This is a genomic window from Botryobacter ruber, assembly GCF_003347595.2.
Lineage (GTDB): Bacteria > Bacteroidota > Bacteroidia > Cytophagales > Hymenobacteraceae > Pontibacter > Pontibacter ruber_A.
Genome location: NZ_QCZK02000043.1, coordinates 60603 through 83031, shown reverse-complemented (window position 1 = coordinate 83031; position 22429 = coordinate 60603). Strand labels below are relative to the sequence as shown.

Genomic DNA, 22429 nt, shown 5'->3' with positions numbered 1-22429 from the left:
ATAAAAATTAAAATCCAATGTTCACGCCCACGCTCAGGGTTCTCGTCACGGGGTACACGTTAAAGTCGATGCCGTTTCCGGGTACTTCCGGGTCTATGCCGCTGTAGTTGGTGAAGGTGTGCAGGTTCTGGGCCGAGAAATATACCCGGGCAGAAGCCATCTTGATACGCTCTGTTAACTGGCTCGGGAAGGTATAGCCCAGCGTCAGGTTTTTGATGCGCAGGTAAGAACCATCCTCGATGTAACGGTCCGAAACACGGGTGTTCTTGTTCGGGTCGTTGAAGACCGCACGCGGCATGCTGTTGCTGGTGCCTTCGCCATTCCAGCGGTTTAGCGTTTCGATGCTCTGGTTCTGGGCCACGGCCATGCCTTCTGTCCAGATGCGGTTGGCGTTGAAAATCTTGTTTCCGGAAATACCCTGCATAAAGACAGCCAGGTCGATGCCCTTGTACTTAAAGCTGTTGTTAAGGGCGAAGATGAATTTCGAATTCGGATTGCCGAGGAAGGTACGGTCGGCATCGGTAATCACGCCATCCTCGTCCAGGTCTGCAAACCGGATATCGCCTGGGGAAGTACGGTTGAACGGATCAGCGCCTGAAACCTGCGTCGCATAAGCATCCACTTCTTCTTCCGTCTGGAAAATGCCGTTTGTCCTGAAGCCGTAGAAGTAGTTTATCGGCATGTTGTTCTGGATACGGGCCAGGTTGTAATTAAACCCGATACTTCCGCTGGTCATCGGGATCGAATCGTTCAGGCTTATCACTTTGTTTACATTGTAAGAGATGTTGAAGTCGGTGGTCCAGGTGAGGGCTTTACCCGTCAGGTTGTTCGTATTAATAGCCAGTTCTACTCCTTTGTTCTGCATTTTACCGGCGTTAATGGACGGCACAAAAATATCGGAGTAACCTGTGATAACAGGAACTGCCATCGGCACCAGCATACCCGTTGTGTTTTTCAGGTAGGCATCGAGGGTTACATTTACACGGCTGTTAAAGAACGATGCATCAAAACCAGCATTGGCCTGCTTCACGGTTTCCCACTGCACGTAGGGGTTCGGCATGACCACCGGCGCCACCGTAGGCACTATGTTGCCATTAAAATCGTACTGGCCGGTGTTCAGGAACGAAGCAAACGCATAGTTGCCAATTTCCTGGTTACCTGTTACGCCGTAACCTGCCCGTACTTTTAAATCGTTCAGGAAAGAAACATCGTTTAAAAATTCTTCCTCGGAAACCCGCCAGGCCACGGAAGCGGACGGGAACCAGCCCCACTTGTTCTCGCTGCCAAACCTCGAAGAACCATCGCGGCGAATCGTACCCGTAACCAGGTATTTATCGTTGTAGCCATAGTTCAGGCGCGCCATGTACGAAAGCAGCGACCAGTCGTTGGCCCCACCGCCCAAGGTTGGCGGCTGAATGGCGTTGCTGAACTGTGGGATACTCTCGCTGATGAACCCTTTCCGGGTGCCGCTCATGTTGGAGTAGGAATTTTCCTGCGCACTCGTACCCAACATGGCCGTTACATGGTGCACGTCGTTGAAAAACTTGTCGTAGGTCAGGGTGTTGTCCCAGAGCCAGGTAAAGCTCTTGTTCGACTGCTGCGACAGGAAAGCGTCCGGTTCGGGTGTTGGTTCCCAATTGTAAGCCGGCGCCCAGGTCCTGCTGTCCCAGATGTTGGCCTGCATACCCAGGCTGGATTTTAAACGCAGCTCGTTCAGGATATCCACTTCGCCGTATACGGAGCCAATCAGGTTGTAGCCCTTGGTAGTGTTATCAATCAGGCGGGCCTGCCCGATGGGGTTTAGGATGTCGCCTGACCAGATGGCCTGCCCGGTAGGACCTGCATAGCTGCCGTCCGGGTCAAACACGGGTTGGGTGGGCAGGGCTGCCATGGCATTGCGGATGCTGTAGTTGCCGCTGGTTTTGATGTCGTGGTTCAGGGTCAGGTTATTGCCAAAGCGTAGCCTGTCGAACACGCGGTGGTCGGAGTTAAACTGGGCGGTATAACGCTTGTAGCCTGTGTTAATCACCACGCCGTCCTGGTCAAAAACGTTACCCGACACATAGTAATTTGATTTTTCGCTGCTGCCGGTATAGGACAGGGTGTAGCTGCGCATTGGCGCCGTGCGGAAAAGCTCGCCCAGCCAGTCGGTGCCAGTGCCCAGGTAAGCCGGGTCGGCAAAAGCCGGGTTCTGCAGTCTGCCGTTGTTGGCCAGCATCTCGTTGTGCAGGGCCGCAAACTGGGCAGCGTTCAGCATCTGGGGCAGATTGGTAGCCTCCTGTATGCCGGTGAAATGGTCGAAGCTCAGGCTGTTCTTTTTGCCTTTGCCCCGCTTGGTAGTTACGATTACCACCCCGTTAGCCCCCCTGGAACCATAAATAGCCGTAGCCGAAGCATCTTTGAGTACCTGTATCGACTCGATATCGTTCGGGTTCAGCTGATTCAGGCCACCCATGGTCGGGATGCCGTCTATTACCAGCAGCGGGTCTGAGTTGTTGATGGTACCAATGCCGCGCACCCGGAATGTTGCGTCGGAGCCCGGCGTACCTGATGTTATGACCTGCACCCCGGCCGCACGTCCCTGGATGGCATCGCTAACGCTTGGCACCGGCAGCGACTTCAGGTCTTCCGGTTTAACAGAAGCCACCGAGCCGGTGAGGTCTTTTTTGCTCTGGGTACCGTAGCCAATCACCACGACCTCGTCGAGGGCTTTTGTATCCGGGGCCAGGCTCACGTTGAGAGTAGACTGGTTGCCTATGGCTACTTCCTGTGTGGTGTAGCCTACATATGAAAACACAAGCGTCCCGTTTTCTGAACCTGCAGGAATTAGTAACGCATAGTTACCATCGAGGTCAGTGGCCGTTCCAACGGAAGTACCTTTTACGACTACTGTTACGCCGGGCATGCCTGTGCCGGAATTGTCTGTAACGGTACCGCTCAGTTTGCGCCCGTTCTGTGCCAGGGCCGGCAGGGTAAGCAACAGGAAAAAAAGCAACAACGAAACAACACCCAACCTTTTGGTTGCGGGTTGTCCCGGGTTTGAAGCGTGGAACCTGCAGCGCCTTACCCGCTGCAGCCGGTTTGTTAAAGTATTCTTCATAAGGAATAGGTTCTTGTAGTGGTTTAGCATTAGTTGTCAATAAGGTTTAATGTTCTTCCGCGGGTCAGTTAACTAACAATCGTTAACAATACAAAATTGCAGGCATCTGTTATGAACTTCAATTAATACACGCAAAATATAGAAAATATTACCTGTTTTACCTATTTAAGTATTTAATAATCAATTAATTAACTATACACAAAAGCTTCTAAAATATAGGCTCAATATGAAGGTGTTATGGCCTGAAAAACGGCAAAATCCCTGCATTTGAATGGCTTAAACTCTGGTGTTACAACACAAGCCTTTTTCTCTTCCGGGTGCTGCAGCGGGAATGGTGGCAGGTGCTGCAGTTTTTCTGAACCGTTGCTGGTAGTGATGTAGAAGATCCCGAAGCAATTCGGGGAAATGAGGGGTGTGATTTTAAGTTTCCTGAAGGGAGGGAATGGGGGACGGGAGTAACAAAGGTTTAAATATGGCAGAGGCAGGTCGAGACCCAGTGCTATTAACATAAGGAACTAAAATAGATAAGGAGAAAAAGTCCCCCTTTGAAGCTAAGCTTGTAGGGGAAATATTAATCCTTATACTATGCCTATTGACATATTCATAGATACATACCGCCAGTTGGAGCGCAGCGGTAACTGGTGGTTGTCCATGAGACCAGTTTGTAACTGGCGTGGTTACAAAAGCACGAATTTTCAGCTACGCCAGTTGAAAACTGGCACCATATATAGCCACAAGTTACCGCTGCGCTCAAACTTGCGGCAGGAATTATTTTATTATTCCATTTTTTCCCTACAAGATTAGCCTTCAAAGGGGGACAAAGGAACCATCCTGCGTTAAATCAGTCGCTTAAGTCGAGGGCATTGAAGCGCGACCTATACCTACACCTGCAAATTATGAGGAGCAGTGGAAGTGGTGGCAGGTGCAGTACAGTTTTTTGGCTAACAGAAAGCCTGATTTTTGGTATTACCGTTACTTGTGCTCCAGGTTCCGGATCTCAACTTTCCGGAAATCGATGGGCTGGCCTTCGCTTTGCAAGGCGATGAAACCTTCTGACAGCAGCTTCCCGTCCTGTTTGTGTGTGGGGTCGTACCTGTTTACCACACCCCCGCCTATCTGCGGTTTGGTGTACTGCAGCACCGTATCGCCGTTGATGATGTGCTTTACCAGAGAATCGCCCAACACGATCAGCTCGGCACGCACCCATTCGTTTACATCGTATGTTTTGGAACTGGAATTGATGCAGTGCCTGGGGTCCATTTTACCTTCGTAGATTACTTCTGTTCCGGGGGAGCACATATTGCCGGTTGGCCGCGGCTTCCCGTCTTCAAGACTTGCCAGCAACTGAAATTCAACGGAAATAGGCCAGTCCTGCTCCCGGGGCATGGTGCGCGGGTCCTGGGAATGGAACATGATGCCGCTGTTTCTTTTGGTGTAGGAGGGCGCATCCTCGCGCCAGGGCTCAGCAAACCGGTACTCCACCACCAGGTGGTAACGCGAATAAGGCTGCTTGTAGTACAGGTGGCCAAAGCGTTCATTAAACTCCTGGTACTGGTCGTAACGCACTTTCAGCAGCCCGTCCTCTACCCGGAAGGTATTGCCGTAATTATCGCCAACGTCGTGGTGGTGGATTTTTACGATCCAGTCGTCCAGGTCTTTGCCGTTGAATAGCGAAACCCACTCCTCTTCGGCAGTTTTATGGTTACCGGCAGTACAGCCTGCCACTAAAGCAAGGAGTGCGCAAAAAAGCAGGTTTGCGAGTATTGTTTGAAGGGTGTTGCGTCTGGACATGTTTCTTAACAGGAGCTGCGTGTATCGTTCGCTGCTAATATAAGGATTTATCCTAACAATCATTCGTTCCTGGTAAATTTCAGATTTCCGGATAGAACACAAGCCCCTAAAAGGCTTTAATCTCCATCACCCGCTTCTCAAATTCCTCGTTTGGCAGAATGGACCGGTTTTTTACTTTTGATTTGTAAGTGTATATGGTGTTGACGGAATATTCCAGGATGCGGGCTATCTGCTCATGGTCGTTGATGCCGATCCGGATCAGGGCAAAAATGCGCAGCTCGATCGTCAGCGACTGCTCGTCTTTGGGAATGATGCGGTCTTCTTCTTTGAAAAAGGAATTGAAAGCCGGCACAAAATTCGGGAACAGCTTCAGGAAAATCTTGTCGAAACTCAGGTACAGCGCCTCCCGCTCCTTCTTCAGGTTCAGGGATTTCATGACGTGGTTCAGCTCGTCGTACTTTTTCGCCATTACTTTCCTGTCCAGCGCCTTCTTGAACTTCTCCATCTTATCAATGTATTCGGAGTACATGTTAAAGGAATAGCCGATGTATTCTTCCTTGATAAGGTTGGCTTCGAGCAGGCGCTCGTTTACTTCCTGCAGTTTGGTATTGGACTCCGTTACTGTTTGCTTTGCCTCCCGCAGCTGCCGGAGCTGCCGGAAAATGATAAACGCAAACACGATAACCAGCACCGAAAGTAAGGTAACTACAACCGCATAAACCACCAGGCGGCTCCGCTGCCCCTCTACCGTCGTCAGCCGCTCCCCCTCGATAACCGGCAGAATGGCGGCCACCTGAATCTTGCGCTGTTTGGCGCCATAGTACTCGGCATTTTCGAGCGCCTGCTTTATGTATTCATACGCCCGGTTTTCGTCGCCGGTGTTGTAGAGGAATTCCGCCAGCGTCATTAGGGCTACGCCTTCGTTTACCGACGCTTTCATATCGGCAATGGCTGCTTTTGCCATCATCTCAATGGCTTTGTCTACGTTGCCCTCTTTGTAGTAGTAGTTGCCCAGCGAGTTGGCCGCCATGGCGTACTGGTTGAGCGTGGGATTAAACTTGTCAATAATCGCCTGGAAATCGGCTTTCGCTTTTTCGGTTTCAAGTGCAATTTCACGTTTCATGCCCCGCAGGGCATAAAACTGCAGCGTATTCGGGCTCAGCAGCGCGAGGGCCGAGTCTGCGTAGTTTTCACCGGTCTGTATGTAGCGGCTGGTGTAATACCTGTCCTGGGTGTAGCCGGACAGGTCGTAGTAGGCACGGGCCATCAGGGCATAGTAATCTGCTTTAAGGCTGTCGGGCATGGGTGCTGGCTGCACCGTATTCAACGAGTCCAACGCCTCTTTGTACATGCCCGACGATAACAGCGTGTGGCTTAGCTTGAGTTTGGAAAATGTTTCTTTCACCGGATCATTCAGTTGCCGCGCTGTTTGCTGCAGCTTCATGGCATAGGTAAAAGCCGAATCGTACTGGAAGGTTCTGTACTCGTTGTAGAGTTTGTTATAGATGGTAAACTGCTGCTGCGGCGAAATGTCTCCCACGTTCTTCAGCACCTGTTTCAGTTCGCGTATCCGCTCCTTCTTTTGTTCGGTATAGGTTTCCCTGTTTTGGATGGTTTGGCTGAGCGCATGCAACAGACTGTCTGTGCCGGCACCTGCCACTCTTACTGGTGCGCAAAAAAAGGTTAGCAAAAGAAACAGGAGAAAACCACCCTTCATGTTCGAGACTTCTGATAGCGTATAGGTTTTGCCAAATTAATTACATCCTGGCAGCAAAAAAAGCTTAGCAGCTGTTTTTACGCATTATTTTTCCCCGAAAAATGAATTTGGTCTGTGTAAACGTTTGCCAAAAACTGCTTTTGAGGAGCAAAGACTGTGGTGGCAGGGGCAGTGATGTGCCGGCTCAGAACAACCTACTTAACATATTAAACACACTACACCATGGACAACCGGTGTGGAGGGTAAAATGCTTCAGTGTTTGTTATACCAAATAGTATTTACTCAGTTCCACAAACCATTCCCCGTTGTCATCCCGAAGGGATCTTGTGGGCGAACTGCACATTGGTTAGCTAAAAGGATCCTCCATTTTAAACCTTCTTGTAGCTGGCCTAAGTGCAGCTGGCTCACGAGATCCCTTCGAGATGACAAAAGGAGTGTTTTTTATGGAATAGGTTATTTGGTATTACTTCTGCGCTGCCTCTTTACCACCTTCAGCAGCCGGCATTCTTCAGAAAAAACCACCTATTGACACTTACCGCTTGTTAAAAATAATCTCCTCGTACCCGATCAGCAGGTCGGCACGGGAGCCAGGCGGGCGGTAATAGATAAGAATATCATAGATATTGTTCGTGCTGAAGTGGCTGCCTTCAAAATGGGCGGCGTCGGCCTCGGGACTGTTGGCGGGCTTAAACGCATAGTAATAATTATAATAACCCTGCTTCAGGAACAGGCGCCCTACGTATCCCTGCAGCTCGGCATTGTAGCGCATGCGGGCTTCGTTGTCGAGTTTCCAGTCTGTTAGCCCGCCCAGGATGTAGACACTCCCGGTAGGCTCCTCCGGCGTCCGCAGCAGGAAATCCACATAGGTGTAGTCGCCGTTTACTTCCCCGTTGCCGTACTCCCGGTTATTGATGAGCAGCTTTCCGTTAACATCCGGGTCCTGGCTGTAGGCTAAGCCCTGGCGGTTGCGGTCGGGCTCCAGGTTTACCAGAACAGGCGTCACATCCAGGTTGATGCTCGCCACCCCGATACCGTTAAACCGGATACTGCGGGTGTCGAAAGGCCGGAACTCGCTTAAGCCCAGGAAGTGGTCTTTTGGCTCAAAGAAAACATATTCAAGCCGCCGCACATCGTCGCGGATAAACGTGGGTTTGGGGTAAAGCTTGGCATTGTCCCAGCGGTGGTTCTGGCGCATGATTGCTTTTACTTCCTGCGCCGGATTGATCAGTTCGTAATCTTTGTAAAAGATATTAAACTCGACGGGCTGCCGCGAGAAACGACCTGTCGGCCCGGTGGGGTTTCCCAACTTCGCCACCACCGTCACCAGGTCCTGGTAAATGAGGATGCGGCGGGTGATGAGCAGGCTTCCCCCCTCTTCCGACACCTGCAGCAGGTAGTTGCCACTGAGCTTTACGCGTGGCACCCGGAAACGGTAATGCACATACGGCACCCGCGTACTCACCGAGTTCTGCACATCGGTGATAAAAAATTCGTTAAACTCGTTCAGGTACTGCGTTTCGTTGAGGCCGGAGGGCGTCCAGTCGGCATTGCAGTGCACCATTTTTGCTACCAGCCGCTGCGGTCCGGCATTCAGGCGGTCGAACTCCAGCATGATTGCCTGCTCCTGCCGCAGCGACTGCACCGGCGGCTCCAGCACCTGGTCGGGCACACCGGTTGCCAGGTAGCACTGCACCGTTTTAATGCTCTGGTTGTATACATAATCTTCGTACCGGATGGCCACCTGCGCGGCGCTGCTGCCATAGCCCTGCTGTTGCTCCAGCGGAACGCAGGCTGTAACACCAACGGCCAGGACAGCAGCTACAATGAGTTGTCGGATCGCTTGTTTTAGCATGAACGTAGATAGCCGGACGTAACCGCAAACGCCACTGCCCGGATTGGTGAGCTACTAAGATACTCAAAAGTTGAAAGCCGGCAAACCGAATGCAAAATACCCGCACCTGCCGGACCTCCGGCTACAAAGCTGATCAGGTGGGAAAATTGTCTGCTGTTGCGACCATTGCCTTTGCTCCTTAAAAAAGAAGAAAAGCTCCAGGTCGAGAACCTGAAGCAGGAATATTTTCTCAGGCAGCAGGCGAATCAGCCAGCACCGTTTTCACCACCACCCCCGATTCCAGCACGCGCTGCACCGGGCACCTGCCGGAAATGTACTCCAGCCGCTCGCGTTGCTCCGGGCTCAGGTCGCCGGTCAGAATAAGTTCTTTGGTTATCTGCATCCGCTTCTCTTTTACATTCGGAAGCTCCGGGTCTTCGACGTTTACCACCTGGTGCTGCATCCGGACCTCCGCCCGCTCCAGGGGCCAGTTTTTGCGTTTTGCGTACATGTGCAGCGTAACTACCGTACAGGCGCCCAGCGAACTCATGATGTAATCGAACGGGTCCGGCCCGTTTTTCTCGCCCTGCTCCAGGTCCGATTCATCAATTACCAAATGCTGATTCGCCGCCTCGATGTTGGCAACATAACCCGCAGTACTGTCTGCGCTCACAATCACTGTTCCGCTCATTCCCATAGTCTTTAACTTTGTTTCTGCTCATTTTTCTGTTCTATACGGGAGTGCGCGAAAAGCGCCACGTTCCGGCCAAAATTCTGTCGCTGCCAGTATTGCACCAGCCGCCTCCTCCGCGGGCAGAATCGTTTCGACCAGCAGGATGCTGCAGCCGCCACCACTGCCTTACCCGAAAAAAATCAGCAAATTTTATAAAAGAATATAACCTGCTGCAACCGGGCGCCGTATAAAAGAATGGCTAAAAGTTGAAGATTTCATATTTTCAAAGATATTAAGGCAGCGTCACCAAAAGAGAGAGTGGAGTCGCTGCCTTATATTTTTTATGGCGTTTATGAATTGCACTTGCAGCCCCACCCACCCTTCCCGCAGCTTTTCCTTTCCACCGGCTTTGCCGTAAGCTCCTCCTTTCATATTTTTTTCGTATTGAGCCTCAATACATTAAGATGCATTTGCAAATTTTTCGGATAAAAATCAGAAATTTATAAAAACCCAGGCAACCTCCGCCACGGGTTTTACATCTAAAGGACAGAGAGCAGCAAAAGCGCTCCGGAAACAAAAATACCCAGCATCTGAAAAAACTTTACCCGGCGTGACTGAACCAGAACTGATAGCAGGTTGCCAGCAGGCAGACAGTAAAGCGCAGAAATGCCTTTACGAACGCTTTGCGTCGCCTATGTACGGGGTTTGCCTCCGCTACCTGAAAAACCAGTTCGATGCGGAGGAAGCGCTGCTGAATGGCTTTATGAAGATCTACCAGCACATCGGGCAATACGAAGCAAAAGGAAGTTTTGAAGGCTGGGTACGACGGGTGATGGTAAACGAGGCGCTGGCTTTCTTACGGAAAAAAGAGCCGCTGCACCTGGCCATCGACGACAGCCACATCCAGGTAGCCGGTGTGGGCACCGCCGACGAGGAACTGGCAGAAGAAGAGCTTGTTAAACTGTTGCAGTCACTGCCGGCCGGCTACCGGGCGGTGTTTAACCTGTACGCCATCGAAGGGTATTCGCATAAGGAAATAGCCGAAATGCTGGATATTACCGAAGGCACCTCGAAATCGCAGCTGAGCAAGGCCCGCGCCATGCTGCAACGCAGGTTAAACAGGCAGGAAGCTATTGCAAGTTAAAAAGGAGGAAAAATGGAAACACACGACATCGATAAACTATTCGGAGAGCGGCTGAAAAACGCAGCTCCTACGCCACCCGCCGACCTCTGGAACCGGCTGCAGGACCGGATGGAAACGGAAATGCCGGTACAGCAGCAGGAGAAAAAACCGGTAATGCTTTGGAGGAAAAGCTACTATGGCATGGCGGCAGCTGTCACGGTGCTGCTCACGGCTACCATGGTTTTCTTCCACCTGCGCTACAACCTGCCTGCTGCAGACATCAAGATTGCGCATACTGAGGTAGCCGCCACCAAAGCAGCTCCCGCTGTGAAAACACCTGCACCAGCAACAGAAACAATAGCAGCAAAGCAACCTGAAGCCACGGAAGCGGCCGAAATCAGGTTAAAAAATACTGCTGCACCTGCCACCATAGCCGCTGCTCCTGCTAAAACAGGAACACACGCTACGCCAAAGGCAACGGACACCAAGCAGGTGCAGCACGAAGGTCAACAGCCGGTGAAGCAGGCTGCTCCCATGCAAACGCTGGCGCTCAGTATTCCGACAGTCGAGCCAACTACACCAACCGATGTAGCTGCTGTAGCTGCGCAGCCAGTTACGCCCATCGCCCTTGCCGCCTCCCAACCTGACCTGAACGCGCAGCCGGTGGAGATCATCATCAAACGTTCTCCGTCTCCGGAAGTAGCCTCCGCTCCTGCGGCAGAAGCAGAAGAAGAACTGTCGGGTTTTGAAAAGAAACAGCGGCTGGCAAAAGGCATTTTCCGGCAGGCCCGAAACCTCACTTCCGGGGAACCGGTCGACCTCTCCGACCTTGGCATCAACGCCAGCAGGATTGAGCTGGAAACACAGATCGGCAAACAAAAATTTTCAAAAGTAATCAATCTCTAATCCCAAAATTATGAAAAGAATAGTACCTGTTATCATAGCCATTTTCATGGCTGCCGCTACCGGTGTGTCTGCCAAAGGCAGATTTACCCCAAACCAACCCCTCCCAACCCAGGATACCATAGTGGTAAAAATGGCCAACGGCGCCAAAATGGTGCTGCAACTCGACAACATGGAACAGCTGAAGTCTTTCCGGAACTACAGCCTCGATTCGCTCATTACCGTCCTGATCAAGTACACGGAAGAAATGGATAAAAGTGCTCCCGGCTCCAAAGAAATGACCGTGACACTTGGCTCCACCGAGCCCGGCGGCGACCCCGAGAAAGTTACGATCATCGTTCAGGAAACCGGCCAGGACGGGACTAAAAAAACCGAACGGCATGAAATCCGGATAAACAACAAAATAAAGATAGATGTGGAAGTAGAGGGCGAAGGCGACGACTCCAAAGTAAAAATTTCCACCTCCCGAACCGACAGCACCAAAACAGAAAAAATAAAAAAGGACAAACCTTCCAACTTCGGTTTCGATGTTGACCTGGGCGTAAACACATTTGTAAACAAGGAGAGCGATGAGTTTATACCCGACCTGAAACCACTCGGCTCGCGCTATGTCAGCCTGAACTGGCGCCTGAAATCACGGGTGGGCGGCAGCAGGAGCCCGCTGTATCTGGTGTCGGGGCTGGAGTTTGCTTTCAACAATTACATGTTCGACCGGAATGCGGTAATCGAAGAAGACGAAGACGTGGCTTTTTTCAGAAGAGCAACAGACATCAGCTACGAAAAAAGCAAGCTGACGCACTCCTCGATAAACCTGCCCCTGATGCCGGTACTGCAGTTTAAAAACCCGAAAGGAAAAGAAGGCTTTACAATTGGTGCAGGTGGTTTTGCAGGCTACCGCCTGGGCAGCCATTCCAAACTGAAGTACCACCAAAACGGTAATTCCATCAAAGAAAAAGGCCGCAGCAGCTACAACCTCAGCGACTTTCAGTATGGCTTAATCGGGGTGATCGGCTACGGCGATCTGCAGCTTTTTGCCAAATACAACATGAACGGCCTGTTTAAAGACAACCGCGGCCCCGAAATGAATGTGCTCAGCTTCGGCTTCAGGTTGTTGTAATACCGACTTATTTTTTCCTTTTTTTGTCATCCTGAACGGATCTTGTGAGCGCTTACAAGATCTATCAGGATGACATTTTGCTTTATGGCTTCCCGCTTTTGAAATAAAAAATTAACTTCACGTAAATCCCGGACCTGCCAAAGCACGGATTTCCGGCAGCAAAAGCAGCAGAACATCCGTTTAGCCCGTAGATAAATTTCATGTTCCATTCCTTACCCCGCTTCATGAAACAAGCCAACGCGACACACCACCTCTATAGAAAATTACTCCCGCTTTTCCTCTTCCTGCTCTGGATCAGTTTTCCGCTGCAGGCGCAGTTCAGGCCACACGAGCAACTGGGCGAACTGTTTGAGGCTGTACAGCTGAAACCCGTTTTCCCCGATTCCAAAACCTTTGTCGACTGCACCCCGCTGGCCGCTCCCGACGTTATCCTGCAGGCTTACCGCCAGCAAAAGAACCAACCGGGCTTTGACCTGGATGCCTTTGTCTTAAAATACTTCCGGCTTCCTCCTACCCCTGCCACTAATTTTCACTCAGATACCAGCCAATCAGTGGTGCAGCATATCGAGAAGCTGTGGCCGGTACTCACCCGCGAGCGCGGCTCCGACAGCAGCTCGCTCATTCCCTTGCCTAATCCGTACATCGTACCGGGCGGCCGTTTCCGGGAAATTTATTACTGGGACACGTACTTTACCATGCTGGGGCTGCAGGCAAGCTCGGAGGTGGAGCTGATCGAATATATGGTCGATAATTTCGCTTACCTCATCCAAAAAACCGGGCATATCCCCAACGGCAACCGCACTTACTATGTCACCCGTTCGCAGCCGCCGTTCTTCGCCCTGATGCTGGGCATTTTAGCTTACGAAAGAGGCAACAGCATTCTTGCCAAATACGCACCGGCCCTGCGCCAGGAGTACGACTTCTGGATGGAGGGCGCCGAAACGCTGACAACAGCGAATCCTGCTCACCGGCGTGTAGTGCGCCTGCAGGACGGCAGCATCCTGAACCGCTACTGGGACGATAAACCCACGCCGCGTCCGGAAGCCTACAAAGAGGATGTGCACCTGGCGCAGGAGTCGGGCCGGAACAAGGAAGAAGTGTACCGCAACCTGAAAGCCGCTGCCGAATCGGGCTGGGACTTCAGCAGCCGCTGGTTCGCCGATGGCCAGAACCTCCGCACCATCCGCACGGTCGAACTGATTCCTGTTGACCTGAACGCGCTCCTGTACCACACCGAACTGACGCTGGCACAGGCCGCGAAACTAAACAACAACCGCAAAGAAGAACGACTGTTCCGTAAACGAGCAGAAGCCCGAAAAAAAGCCTTGCTCCGCTACTGCTGGAGTCCGAAAGACAACTTCTTTTTCGATTATGACTTTACCCAGGACGCTGTTTCCGGCATCCCCACCCTGGCCGCTGCCTTTCCGCTTTACTTCCGGATGGCCGACAAGCAACAGGCCGAAGCAGTTGCCAATAGGCTGCAAAAAGACTTCCTGAAGCCTGGCGGACTCGTTACCACCCTCAGCCACACCGGCCAGCAATGGGACGCTCCTAACGGCTGGGCACCTTTGCAGTGGATCAGCATCATGGGCCTCCGCAACTACAATCACACCGCCCTCGCCGACAGCATTGCCACCAACTGGATCAACCTGAACACCAGCGTGTTTAAAAGCACCGGAAAGCTGGTAGAAAAATACAATGTAGAAAATACCACCCTCGAAGCAGGCGGCGGCGAGTATCCGACCCAGGACGGTTTCGGCTGGACCAACGGCGTGCTGCTCAGGCTGCTTGTGTCGCAGGCAGGGAAGAAATAGTGCGGATCAAAGCTGTCCTTAATAATTTTTTATTCTGCTGCAGCCACCACACCCTCTGCTCCTCTTCTATGGAAACTTCTTTTTGCTAATTGAATTTACTGATGTTACACAAAGTTTTCGTCCCCCTTTGAAGCAAATCTTGTAGGGAAACTTGTTAGCAGCCGCGACCATTGCCGTTGCTCCTAAAAAAGCAAAGAACTGCTTCAAGTTTCCAACTTGGAGCTGTCATTCCAGCAAGTTTTCAACTTGCGAGGGTATGAAATAAGATAGGTTCAGCCACAAAAGCTGAAAGCTTTCATGATAAAAAGCTCCAAGTTGGAAACTTGAAGCAGGATTTTTTTCCCTACCAGATTAACTTTGAAGTGGGACTTTTTCTGCTAAAGTAAATATTTGCTTAACTTCAGCTACTTATCCTGACGTTCTAAAAACCGGGCTGCTACAGGACAGGTAGCTTTGATGTGGTAGTTGTTTTCCCGGGCAAAGCGGAAGCCCTCTTCCAGCAACTTCTGCGCAATGCCTTGGCCCCTGGCTGACTCCGGTACATAGGTGTGGGTAAAATTAATGACGCCTTCCTCCGACAAAGCATAGGCCAGTTCTGCCTCATCCTCTCCGTCGCAGCAAATTGTGAACTGCTGGTATTTTTCCTCGTGTTTTACCTGTACTTCTTCCATCGTTTTCTTTTTACAATGCTATACCTACGGGCAATACAGGCGGAGGTAGGGAATATTAATCCAAAATTTTATAAAAACATTTTCCAGATTCAACAACTATGGTGCAACAGGTTTATAATTTTACAGTTAATTCTATCTGGTGGTTTACCTTTAGCAGATTCCGGTATAAAGGCAATGACGCCGCAGTATTCAGTGGGTAAGGCAAGGTTCATTGCCGGCTCCATGCTTTTACTTTTTCTGCTGGAACTCGTATACCTACATTTAATGTTGTAACTTTGAATATAATTTTTCATTTATGACGCGTAAACAATATTTTCTGATCATCCTGATTCTGGGCGCGTTGTCAACCATCAGTCCATTTTCTATTGACATGTACCTGCCGGGCTTCCCGGCTATTTCCGAAGATTTAAGCACCACTATCGATAAAGTACAGCTTTCGTTAACCAGCTACCTGGTTGGTATTTCAGTTGGGCAGCTGCTTTACGGTCCGCTGCTGGACCGGTTCGGCCGCAAACTGCCGCTGTATGGCGGCCTGGCTGTTTACCTGCTTGCCTCGCTGGCCTGTGCTTTTACTACGTCGGTAGATGGGCTTATTGCCATGCGCTTTGTACAGGCCATTGGGGGCTGTGTCGGTATGGTAGCGGCGCAGGCCCTGGTGCGCGACCTGTTCCCGGTAAACAAAACGGCCCAGGCTTTTTCGATGCTTACCCTGGTCATTGCCGTTTCGCCCATGATAGCTCCCACAGTAGGCGGCTATGTAACTACGGCCTTTGGCTGGCACGCCGTATTTTTAATTCTGGCGGCTATCACAGCGCTGATCCTGGTTGGCGTTCATTTTGCGCTGCCCGAAGGTAAACAGCCCGACCCGTCTATTTCGCTTCGTCCTAAGGCGGTGACGCAAAACTTTATGGCTGTTCTTAAGCAGCGGCAGTTTCTGGTGTACGCTTTGGTGGGCGGTATTGCCACGGCTGCTCCTTTTGCCTATATAGCCGGCTCTGCTGATGTTTTCATGAACATGTACCAGGTGAGCGAGCAGGAATACGGCTGGATCTTTGCCTTCATTGCCTTTGCCATGATCGGTTCCACGCAGCTCAACCACATCCTGCTCAAGCGCTTCACCAGCGAAAATGTCATTTATGTAACGCTGCTTTACCAGACGGTACTGGGTGTGCTGCTGGTAACGGGCACCATGTACGGCTGGTATGGCAAGTACAGCCTCATCCTGATGATTTTCTTGTTCCTGACCGGTCAGGGCCTGACAAACCCGAATGCCACAGCCCTCTCCTTAGCGCCCTTCACCCGGCATGCCGGCAGTGCGGCGGCACTCATGGGCAGCTTCCGGATGGGCATGGGTGGCTTGGTATCGGCGGCAGTAAGTGTGCTGCATAACAACACGGCCATTCCAATGGTAACAGTGATGAGTCTTTGCGCCGTATCAGGGTTAACTATTCTGCTGCTTAGCAAACGGGCAGCCCGCTTTAACGAAGGTCTCAGCGATGAACCAGCGGTTGCGTTCAGGCGGATGTAAAACTGTTGCTGATTCACGTGTTAAAGCAGAAGCCTCTGAACATTGGTTGTTCAGAGGCTTCTGCTTTTTTGACTGCTGCTGTTGCTTGTACTGTGTGATTTTGCTTTGACTGATACTGGAATTGGGGGTGAAACGGCTTGAATAAAAGGCTAAAGAGGCGTAGTCGAAGTATGGCTTATATGCCTAATTTGCGTTTGTAATTCTTACCACTCCATTACCAGAAGATAGTAAATTGGTAAGTACAGTACTATTGCTGCTAAGAAATTAAGAATTGCCCTGCCCATAGTTATGTTCTGAACTACCATTAAGTTCTTTATTAAACGTACAAGCGCCCATATAGCTAAGATCCCAATTGCAATCTTCAACACAGATATTATCACAATGAGAGCTATCATGTTTTCTTGTGTGATACTGCTTTCAAAAAAATGAGCAATTGTCAAATGTAAGACTATCAGAGCTACGGTATACAGATGAGGTCGGTAAGCAAGACTGAAAGCTTTCATGATATTTTTATAGGAACCTTCTGTATTAAAGAGTTTGCCTGTGAGCTTAATCAAATAGCACATGATAAAATTAGACACACAACCATACAGAAAACCAATTACTATAAGAGATATGATAAGTGGGGGCAAGTCAATTTCTAAGGCAAGAAAATAGTCTTGCTTTAACATAAAATAGGCGAAGACACCTTGTAATGTGAAGAACCAAATTGTCTTCCCCCAACGGACATTCTCTTGAAGTGCTTCTTCAATGCTTAAATTTGAATTACCTATAATTTGACTCATTTATTAATTAAATATAACCACCAACGGAATAGCTTAATAAGGTGGCGTAGCTAACTTATAGCTGTGGTTGTGGGATGCAATTTCACTGGGTTTTTCATTTGCTTAAATAAAAGAAGTAAAAGAAAGACCACTTGATTTAAGAAGAATATCCAGTCAGCTAATTTATTTACCATTTGGTTTTCTTCAAAACGATTTAATGACATATGCGAGGCTCCATCCCAAAAAAACCAATTATAGACGCTCATAAAGACGATTGGTAATATTGAGAATAAGGCATGTATCCAAAAATACCAACCTTTAATATGTTGTCTTGGCACGTATTTGTAAACTAGTGCAAGCAATATGAAAAATATAAAATAAGAGAAAGTCCCCCAGATAGGAATATTTAATTCATTTGGTACATGCCAACCTGGGATTACACTTGTCGCGTAATTTGTAAAGTTTAAAATTACCTGGAGAAGTGAAATCAGTGCAATTACAATAAAAACTTTCTGTCTAAAATTCATTTTAAATTTTACCTATTATATTGCCTAACTAAGGGAACACATAATATTACCCCAAACATACGCTTATCTGCACGATGTGCGGGGTAGGTTCACTTCAGTTCCGGAACAGTGGAATTCAGCTTGTTTGCCGAAGTAGTATCGGTACAGCAAGGTAATAAAATAATGCTTCTGCGCCAGCCACCACAGCCTCTGCACATTTGTCTGAACCGTTGATAGCAGGATCAAATGATGATTGGAATAAGGCTGGATCGGGAAATGCTGAATTGTTAAATTATTTGAACATCACATATCCAGCCTCAACCATACATAAACTCACAAACATCATTTTCCCGATATGCTTCGGGATCTTCGACATCACTGCCATCAACGGTTCAGACAGGGCACAAAAAAAACGCGCCCTTAGGGACGCGTCTTTTTGAATTGGAAAAAACTACATCTACAATCGTACTCAAACTATATTAAACTAATCTAAAAATATAGCCGGTTATATAATGGTGCTCAGACCTGCTTCAATGTTATCGCGGTGTGGCAGCGCTTCTGCTTCTTCCAGCACATAATAGGCGATAAACGTACCTACCTGCTCCGTGGTATAAGGCGCAGTAGGATTCAGTTCCGGCGTTAATACTCTTCTTTCCAGGGCATTCTGCACAGCGGTCTTTACCAGGTTGGCTTCCGTATGCAGGCCAAAGTGCTCCAGCATCATAGCAGCCGACAGGATCGTGGCAATTGGGTTGGCAATGCCTTTACCTGCTGCCTGTGGATAAGATCCGTGAATAGGCTCAAAAAGCGAGATGCGCTCACCCACTGAAGCGGATGGCAGCAGTCCTAGGGAACCTGCAATTACCGATGCCTCATCCGACAGGATATCTCCGAACATATTCTCTGTCAGGATAACGTCGAATTGTTTCGGGTTCAGGATGATCTGCATAGCCGCATTATCTACGAACAGGTAATCCAGCTGTACATCCGGGTACTCCGGTGCAATCTCCTGTACTACCTCGCGCCACAAGCGGGATGTCTCCAGTACGTTGGCTTTGTCTACCAGCGTCAGTTTGTTGCGACGGGTGGTAGCCGCTTTAAAGGCCAGGTGCGCGATGCGTACAATTTCTTCGCGCTCGTAGGTGCAATGGTCGTAGGCGCCGGTTTCGGTGCGGCCTTTGTCGCCGAAGTAAATACCGCCTGTCAGTTCGCGGTAAAACAGCATATCAGCGCCGGCAACGCGGTCGTTTTTGAGCGGAGAGTTATCGATGAGCGTATCGTAAGCCGTAACAGGTCGCAGGTTAGCAAACAGCCCCAGCGACTTGCGCAGCTTCAGAAGCCCCTGCTCCGGCCTTACTTTGGCGGCAGGGTTGTTGTCATATTTCGGATCGCCAATGGCGCCAAGCAGGACAGCGTCAGCTTCAAAACAACCTTTCAGGGTTTTCTCCGGCAGCGGATCGCCTGTGGCATCGATTGCACAGGCTCCCATCAGGAGTGTTTCAAATTCAAACTGATGACCAAACCTATCGGCTACAGCCTCTAACACCTTAATAGCTTCGTCGCAAACTTCCGGACCAATTCCATCGCCCGGAAGGACAGCTATCTTCTTTTTTAATACGCCCATATTCTGTTTTTTTCGTAAGCTTCAATTGCCTCTTTCTGATTCACTAAAAAGTCGATGTCATCATACCCGTTGATGAGGCATTCTTTTTTGTAAGCATCAATATCAAAAGAAATTCTTTCTTCCCAGGCCGGGATGTACAGCTCCTGCTTCGGCAGGTCTACTACAAACTCCGTAGTCGGGTCAGCTTCTATCTGCTGAAAAATGCGTTGCAGCACCTCGTCAGATACCTGCAGCGGCAGCAGCCCGTTGTTCAGTGCATTTCCGCGGAAGATATCGGCAAAGTAGCTGGAAATTACAACCCGGAAACCGGCATCGTAGATAGCCCAGGCAGCGTGCTCGCGGCTGGAGCCACAGCCAAAGTTTTTACCGGCCACCAGGATCTGGCCACTGTAGCGGCTGTCGTTCAGCGGGAAGCCTTCGATCGGGTTGCCTTCGCTATCGTAGCGCCAGTCGCGGAACAGGTTCTTGCCGAATCCTTCGCGCGATGTCGCTTTCAGGAAACGTGCCGGGATAATCTGGTCGGTATCTATATTTTCGATCGCCAACGGAACAGCTGCCGATCTTAAAACTTCAAATTTCTCCATTAGTTCAGGTAACGGTTTACGTCTACAATCTTTCCTTCTACTGCCGTAATGGCTGCTACCAACGGGCTGGCCAGCAAGGTTCTGGAGCCCGGGCCCTGGCGGCCTTCAAAGTTCCTGTTCGAAGTAGAAACGCAGTAGGCGCCGGCCGGAATTTTATCGTCGTTCATGGCAAGGCAGGCGCTGCAGCCCGGCTCACGAAGCTCAAAACCTGCTTCGGCCAGTATCTTGTCCAGTCCTTCTTCCTTCGCCTGCTTTTCAACCTGCTTGGAACCCGGTACGATGATAGCTTCTACGTTGTCGGCTTTGTGCTTGCCTTTCACATAGTTGGCTACCGTGCGCAGATCCTCGATACGGGAGTTGGTGCAGGAACCGATAAACACGTGGCTGATCTCTTTGCCCAGCAACGATTCACCCGGCTTAAAGCCCATGTACTTCAGCGACTTCTCAAAGCTGACAGTCTCGCCTGCCGGCACCTCCGAAGGGATAGCGTCTGTTATGGCGATACCCATTCCCGGATTGGTACCATAGGTAATCATCGGGGCAATGTCTTCGGCTTTGTAAGTATACTCTTTCTCAAAAGTTGCTCCTTCGTCGGAATGAAGCGTTTTCCAGTAAGCTACCGCCTGCTCCCACTTCTCCCCTTTCGGCGCATACGGACGGCCTTTCAGGTATTCGAAGGTGGTTTCGTCTGGTGCAATCATGCCGCCACGGGCACCCATTTCGATGCTCATGTTACACACGGTCATGCGGCCTTCCATGCTCAAAGAGCGGATGGCGCTGCCGGCATACTCCACAAAATAACCTGTGGCGCCTCCGGTTCCTAACTGGGCGATGATATAAAGGATAACGTCTTTGGCTGTTACACCCGGCTTCAGCTCGCCGTCAACGGTAATGCGCATGCGCTTGGGGCGGCTCAGCAGCAGACACTGAGAGGCCATTACCTGTGTTACCTGGCTGGTACCAATACCAAACGCAATCGCACCGAAAGCACCATGCGTAGAGGTGTGGCTGTCGCCGCAAACCAGCGTCATGCCGGGTTGTGTGATGCCCAGCTCCGGTCCCATTACGTGCACAATGCCCTGGTTCTGATGTCCGAGCCCGAAAAGCTCGATATCAAAACGCTCGCAGTTGGCTGTAAGCTGATCTACCTGCGTACGGGAAAGTGGGTCCTGGATTGGCAGGTGCTGGTTTTTAGTAGGCACGTTATGATCTGCGGTGGCTACTATCTGGTTTTTCCTGTAAAGCGGCAGGTGTCGCTCTTCTAATTCAGCGAATGCCTGCGGACTGGTAACTTCATGGATCAGGTGCTTGTCAATATAAAACACATCTAATCCGCCCGGGATGGACCGCACGACGTGGGCATCCCAGATTTTATCAAATAATGATTTTGCCATGATTTAGTTTGCGGCTATCAGGTTTTCCTGTTCAACTAACTGATGAAGGTCTTCGTCGACCACCTCTTTCTTACGATCTGCAATCTGAAGGAAGGAAGCATACGCTTTATCCAGTGTTGCCTTGTCGAAATCGTATCCGAGTTTCTGCAAACGGTATGCCAGCGCTGCACGTCCTGATCTGGCCGTCAGCACAATAGAGGAATCGTTTACGCCCACATCTTTCGGATCGATGATCTCGTACGTTTCGCGGTGCTTGATAACGCCGTCCTGGTGAATGCCGCTTGAATGTGAAAATGCATTCGACCCCACAATAGCTTTGTTCGCCTGTACCGGCATGCGCATCATCTGCGACACCATTGCGGAGGTCTCGGTTAATAATTTTGTATTGATATTCGTGTCCAGGTTCAGGTACGGATGCTGGCGCAGGATCATGACGACTTCTTCCAAAGCCGTGTTACCTGCACGCTCGCCCACGCCGTTGATGGTACACTCGATCTGGCGGGCGCCGTTGATCACACCGGCTATGGAGTTGGCAGTAGCCAGTCCAAGGTCGTTGTGGCAGTGCGTAGACAGACGCACACGATCCACACCGTTTACGTTTTCTACCAGGTACTTTATTTTAGCACCGTACTCTTCGGGCAGGCAGTAACCAGTGGTATCCGGAATGTTGAGTACGGTAGCACCTGCTTTGATCACGGCTTCGCATACGCGGGCAAGGAACTCGTTGTCGGTTCGGCCGGCATCTTCGGCATAGAACTCCACGTCTTCCACATACTTCTTCGCCAGCTTAACGGCTTCTACGGCACGCTCCAGCACTTTCTCCTGGGTAGTGCGCAGCTTGAACTTGATATGGGAATCGGAAGTACCTATTCCGGTATGGATGCGTGGGAAACGGGCACCTTTCAGCGCTTCAGCGGCTGTCAGGATATCCTGCTCCACGGCCCGTGAAAGACCACAAACAGTAGCTTGTTTGGTTTGCGCAGCTATTGCCTTTACCGCTTCGAAATCACCGGGACTGGAGATAGGAAAACCTGCCTCTATCACGTCCACACCGAGTAATTCCAACTGCCTGGCAATCACCAACTTCTCATCCATGTCCAGCTTGCAGCCGGGCACCTGCTCTCCATCACGCAGCGTTGTATCGAATATTTGTATTTTCTGAACCGACATCGTTACTTTGGTCTTTTTAGCAGAATTAATCTTTAATTTGAATTGCAAGAACAGGGTTAATCCCCTGTTAAAAAAACTTTTTTTAATTATTTATACTATTTCTAACGCAGATAAGCCAC

At 50.2% G+C, this 22429-nt stretch carries 17 protein-coding genes; 5 read left to right on the top strand and 12 right to left on the bottom strand.

Going from position 1 to position 22429, the window contains the following annotated elements; genetic code table 11:
* Positions 1–7: 7 nt before the first annotated feature.
* The 5 genes from DCW36_RS14375 to DCW36_RS14355 form a co-directional block, all read right to left on the bottom strand.
* Positions 8–3100: a SusC/RagA family TonB-linked outer membrane protein gene (locus DCW36_RS14375; protein ID WP_114782830.1), complete on the bottom strand. Its 3093-nt coding sequence runs from the start codon at positions 3098–3100 to the stop codon at positions 8–10.
* A 972-nt stretch (positions 3101–4072) separates the two neighbouring features.
* Positions 4073–4825, bottom strand: coding sequence for a 3-keto-disaccharide hydrolase (locus DCW36_RS14370; protein WP_240676187.1), 753 nt, complete (start codon positions 4823–4825; stop codon positions 4073–4075).
* 172 nt (positions 4826–4997) lie between these two features.
* The gene (locus tag DCW36_RS14365; RefSeq protein WP_164891142.1) at positions 4998–6608 is read right to left on the bottom strand and encodes a DUF6377 domain-containing protein; all 1611 of its coding nucleotides are present in this window, start codon (positions 6606–6608) and stop codon (positions 4998–5000) included.
* Positions 6609–7140: 532 nt separating this feature from the next.
* On the bottom strand, positions 7141–8460 hold the full coding sequence (locus DCW36_RS14360; protein WP_114782817.1) for a type IX secretion system plug protein: 1320 nt from the start codon (positions 8458–8460) through the stop codon (positions 7141–7143).
* A 229-nt stretch (positions 8461–8689) separates the two neighbouring features.
* Entirely contained in the window at positions 8690–9130 is a 441-nt protein-coding gene (locus DCW36_RS14355) for an OsmC family protein (RefSeq protein WP_164891141.1), read from the bottom strand.
* Between the two features lie 592 nt (positions 9131–9722).
* Here DCW36_RS14355 and DCW36_RS14350 point away from each other — a divergent pair.
* The 4 genes from DCW36_RS14350 (at position 9723) to treF (ending at position 14069) form a co-directional block, all read left to right on the top strand.
* The gene (locus DCW36_RS14350) at positions 9723–10256 is read left to right on the top strand and encodes an RNA polymerase sigma factor (protein ID WP_114782815.1); all 534 of its coding nucleotides are present in this window, start codon (positions 9723–9725) and stop codon (positions 10254–10256) included.
* 12 nt (positions 10257–10268) lie between these two features.
* Entirely contained in the window at positions 10269–11141 is an 873-nt protein-coding gene (locus DCW36_RS14345; protein ID WP_114782814.1) for a hypothetical protein, read from the top strand.
* 10 nt (positions 11142–11151) lie between these two features.
* Positions 11152–12255 carry an outer membrane beta-barrel protein gene (locus DCW36_RS14340; RefSeq protein ID WP_114782813.1) on the top strand — a complete coding sequence of 368 codons (1104 nt, stop codon included), beginning with the start codon at positions 11152–11154 and terminating at the stop codon, positions 12253–12255.
* Between the two features lie 200 nt (positions 12256–12455).
* The gene (treF, locus tag DCW36_RS14335; RefSeq protein ID WP_114782812.1) at positions 12456–14069 is read left to right on the top strand and encodes an alpha,alpha-trehalase TreF; all 1614 of its coding nucleotides are present in this window, start codon (positions 12456–12458) and stop codon (positions 14067–14069) included.
* Between the two features lie 404 nt (positions 14070–14473).
* On the opposite strand, the gene DCW36_RS14330 is transcribed toward treF, so the two are convergent.
* On the bottom strand, positions 14474–14740 hold the full coding sequence (locus DCW36_RS14330; protein WP_114782811.1) for a GNAT family N-acetyltransferase: 267 nt from the start codon (positions 14738–14740) through the stop codon (positions 14474–14476).
* A gap of 295 nt (positions 14741–15035) precedes the next feature.
* Between DCW36_RS14330 and DCW36_RS14325 the strand changes: the two genes are divergently transcribed.
* Positions 15036–16268, top strand: coding sequence for a Bcr/CflA family multidrug efflux MFS transporter (locus tag DCW36_RS14325; RefSeq protein ID WP_114782809.1), 1233 nt, complete (start codon positions 15036–15038; stop codon positions 16266–16268).
* 203 nt (positions 16269–16471) lie between these two features.
* Here DCW36_RS14325 and DCW36_RS14320 read toward each other — a convergent pair whose 3' ends face one another.
* The 6 genes from DCW36_RS14320 to DCW36_RS14295 form a co-directional block, all read right to left on the bottom strand.
* Entirely contained in the window at positions 16472–17053 is a 582-nt protein-coding gene (locus DCW36_RS14320) for a YIP1 family protein (protein WP_114782808.1), read from the bottom strand.
* Positions 17054–17103: 50 nt separating this feature from the next.
* On the bottom strand, positions 17104–17559 hold the full coding sequence (locus DCW36_RS14315) for a hypothetical protein (RefSeq protein WP_125185429.1): 456 nt from the start codon (positions 17557–17559) through the stop codon (positions 17104–17106).
* A 484-nt stretch (positions 17560–18043) separates the two neighbouring features.
* Entirely contained in the window at positions 18044–19162 is a 1119-nt protein-coding gene (leuB, locus tag DCW36_RS14310) for a 3-isopropylmalate dehydrogenase (protein ID WP_114782807.1), read from the bottom strand.
* Positions 19150–19746, bottom strand: coding sequence for a 3-isopropylmalate dehydratase small subunit (gene leuD / locus DCW36_RS14305; RefSeq protein ID WP_114782806.1), 597 nt, complete (start codon positions 19744–19746; stop codon positions 19150–19152). The genes leuB and leuD overlap by 13 nt, the downstream gene beginning before the upstream one ends.
* Positions 19746–21143 carry a 3-isopropylmalate dehydratase large subunit gene (leuC, locus tag DCW36_RS14300; RefSeq protein ID WP_205702935.1) on the bottom strand — a complete coding sequence of 466 codons (1398 nt, stop codon included), beginning with the start codon at positions 21141–21143 and terminating at the stop codon, positions 19746–19748. The genes leuD and leuC overlap by 1 nt, the downstream gene beginning before the upstream one ends.
* Positions 21144–22310, bottom strand: coding sequence for a 2-isopropylmalate synthase (locus DCW36_RS14295; protein ID WP_114782804.1), 1167 nt, complete (start codon positions 22308–22310; stop codon positions 21144–21146).
* Positions 22311–22429: the final 119 nt, after the last annotated feature.

Coding starts and splice junctions, on each gene's coding strand:
- DCW36_RS14355 (WP_164891141.1), bottom strand. CDS start 9,130: ATGAGCGGAACAGTGATTGTGAGCGCAGACAGTACTGCGGGTTATGTT.
- DCW36_RS14375 (WP_114782830.1), bottom strand. CDS start 3,100: ATGAAGAATACTTTAACAAACCGGCTGCAGCGGGTAAGGCGCTGCAGG.
- DCW36_RS14330 (WP_114782811.1), bottom strand. CDS start 14,740: ATGGAAGAAGTACAGGTAAAACACGAGGAAAAATACCAGCAGTTCACA.
- DCW36_RS14295 (WP_114782804.1), bottom strand. CDS start 22,310: ATGTCGGTTCAGAAAATACAAATATTCGATACAACGCTGCGTGATGGA.
- DCW36_RS14320 (WP_114782808.1), bottom strand. CDS start 17,053: ATGAGTCAAATTATAGGTAATTCAAATTTAAGCATTGAAGAAGCACTT.
- DCW36_RS14360 (WP_114782817.1), bottom strand. CDS start 8,460: ATGCTAAAACAAGCGATCCGACAACTCATTGTAGCTGCTGTCCTGGCC.
- DCW36_RS14365 (WP_164891142.1), bottom strand. CDS start 6,608: ATGAAGGGTGGTTTTCTCCTGTTTCTTTTGCTAACCTTTTTTTGCGCA.
- treF (WP_114782812.1), top strand. CDS start 12,456: ATGTTCCATTCCTTACCCCGCTTCATGAAACAAGCCAACGCGACACAC.
- leuB (WP_114782807.1), bottom strand. CDS start 19,162: ATGGGCGTATTAAAAAAGAAGATAGCTGTCCTTCCGGGCGATGGAATT.
- DCW36_RS14325 (WP_114782809.1), top strand. CDS start 15,036: ATGACGCGTAAACAATATTTTCTGATCATCCTGATTCTGGGCGCGTTG.
- DCW36_RS14340 (WP_114782813.1), top strand. CDS start 11,152: ATGAAAAGAATAGTACCTGTTATCATAGCCATTTTCATGGCTGCCGCT.
- DCW36_RS14315 (WP_125185429.1), bottom strand. CDS start 17,559: ATGAATTTTAGACAGAAAGTTTTTATTGTAATTGCACTGATTTCACTT.
- leuD (WP_114782806.1), bottom strand. CDS start 19,746: ATGGAGAAATTTGAAGTTTTAAGATCGGCAGCTGTTCCGTTGGCGATC.
- DCW36_RS14345 (WP_114782814.1), top strand. CDS start 10,269: ATGGAAACACACGACATCGATAAACTATTCGGAGAGCGGCTGAAAAAC.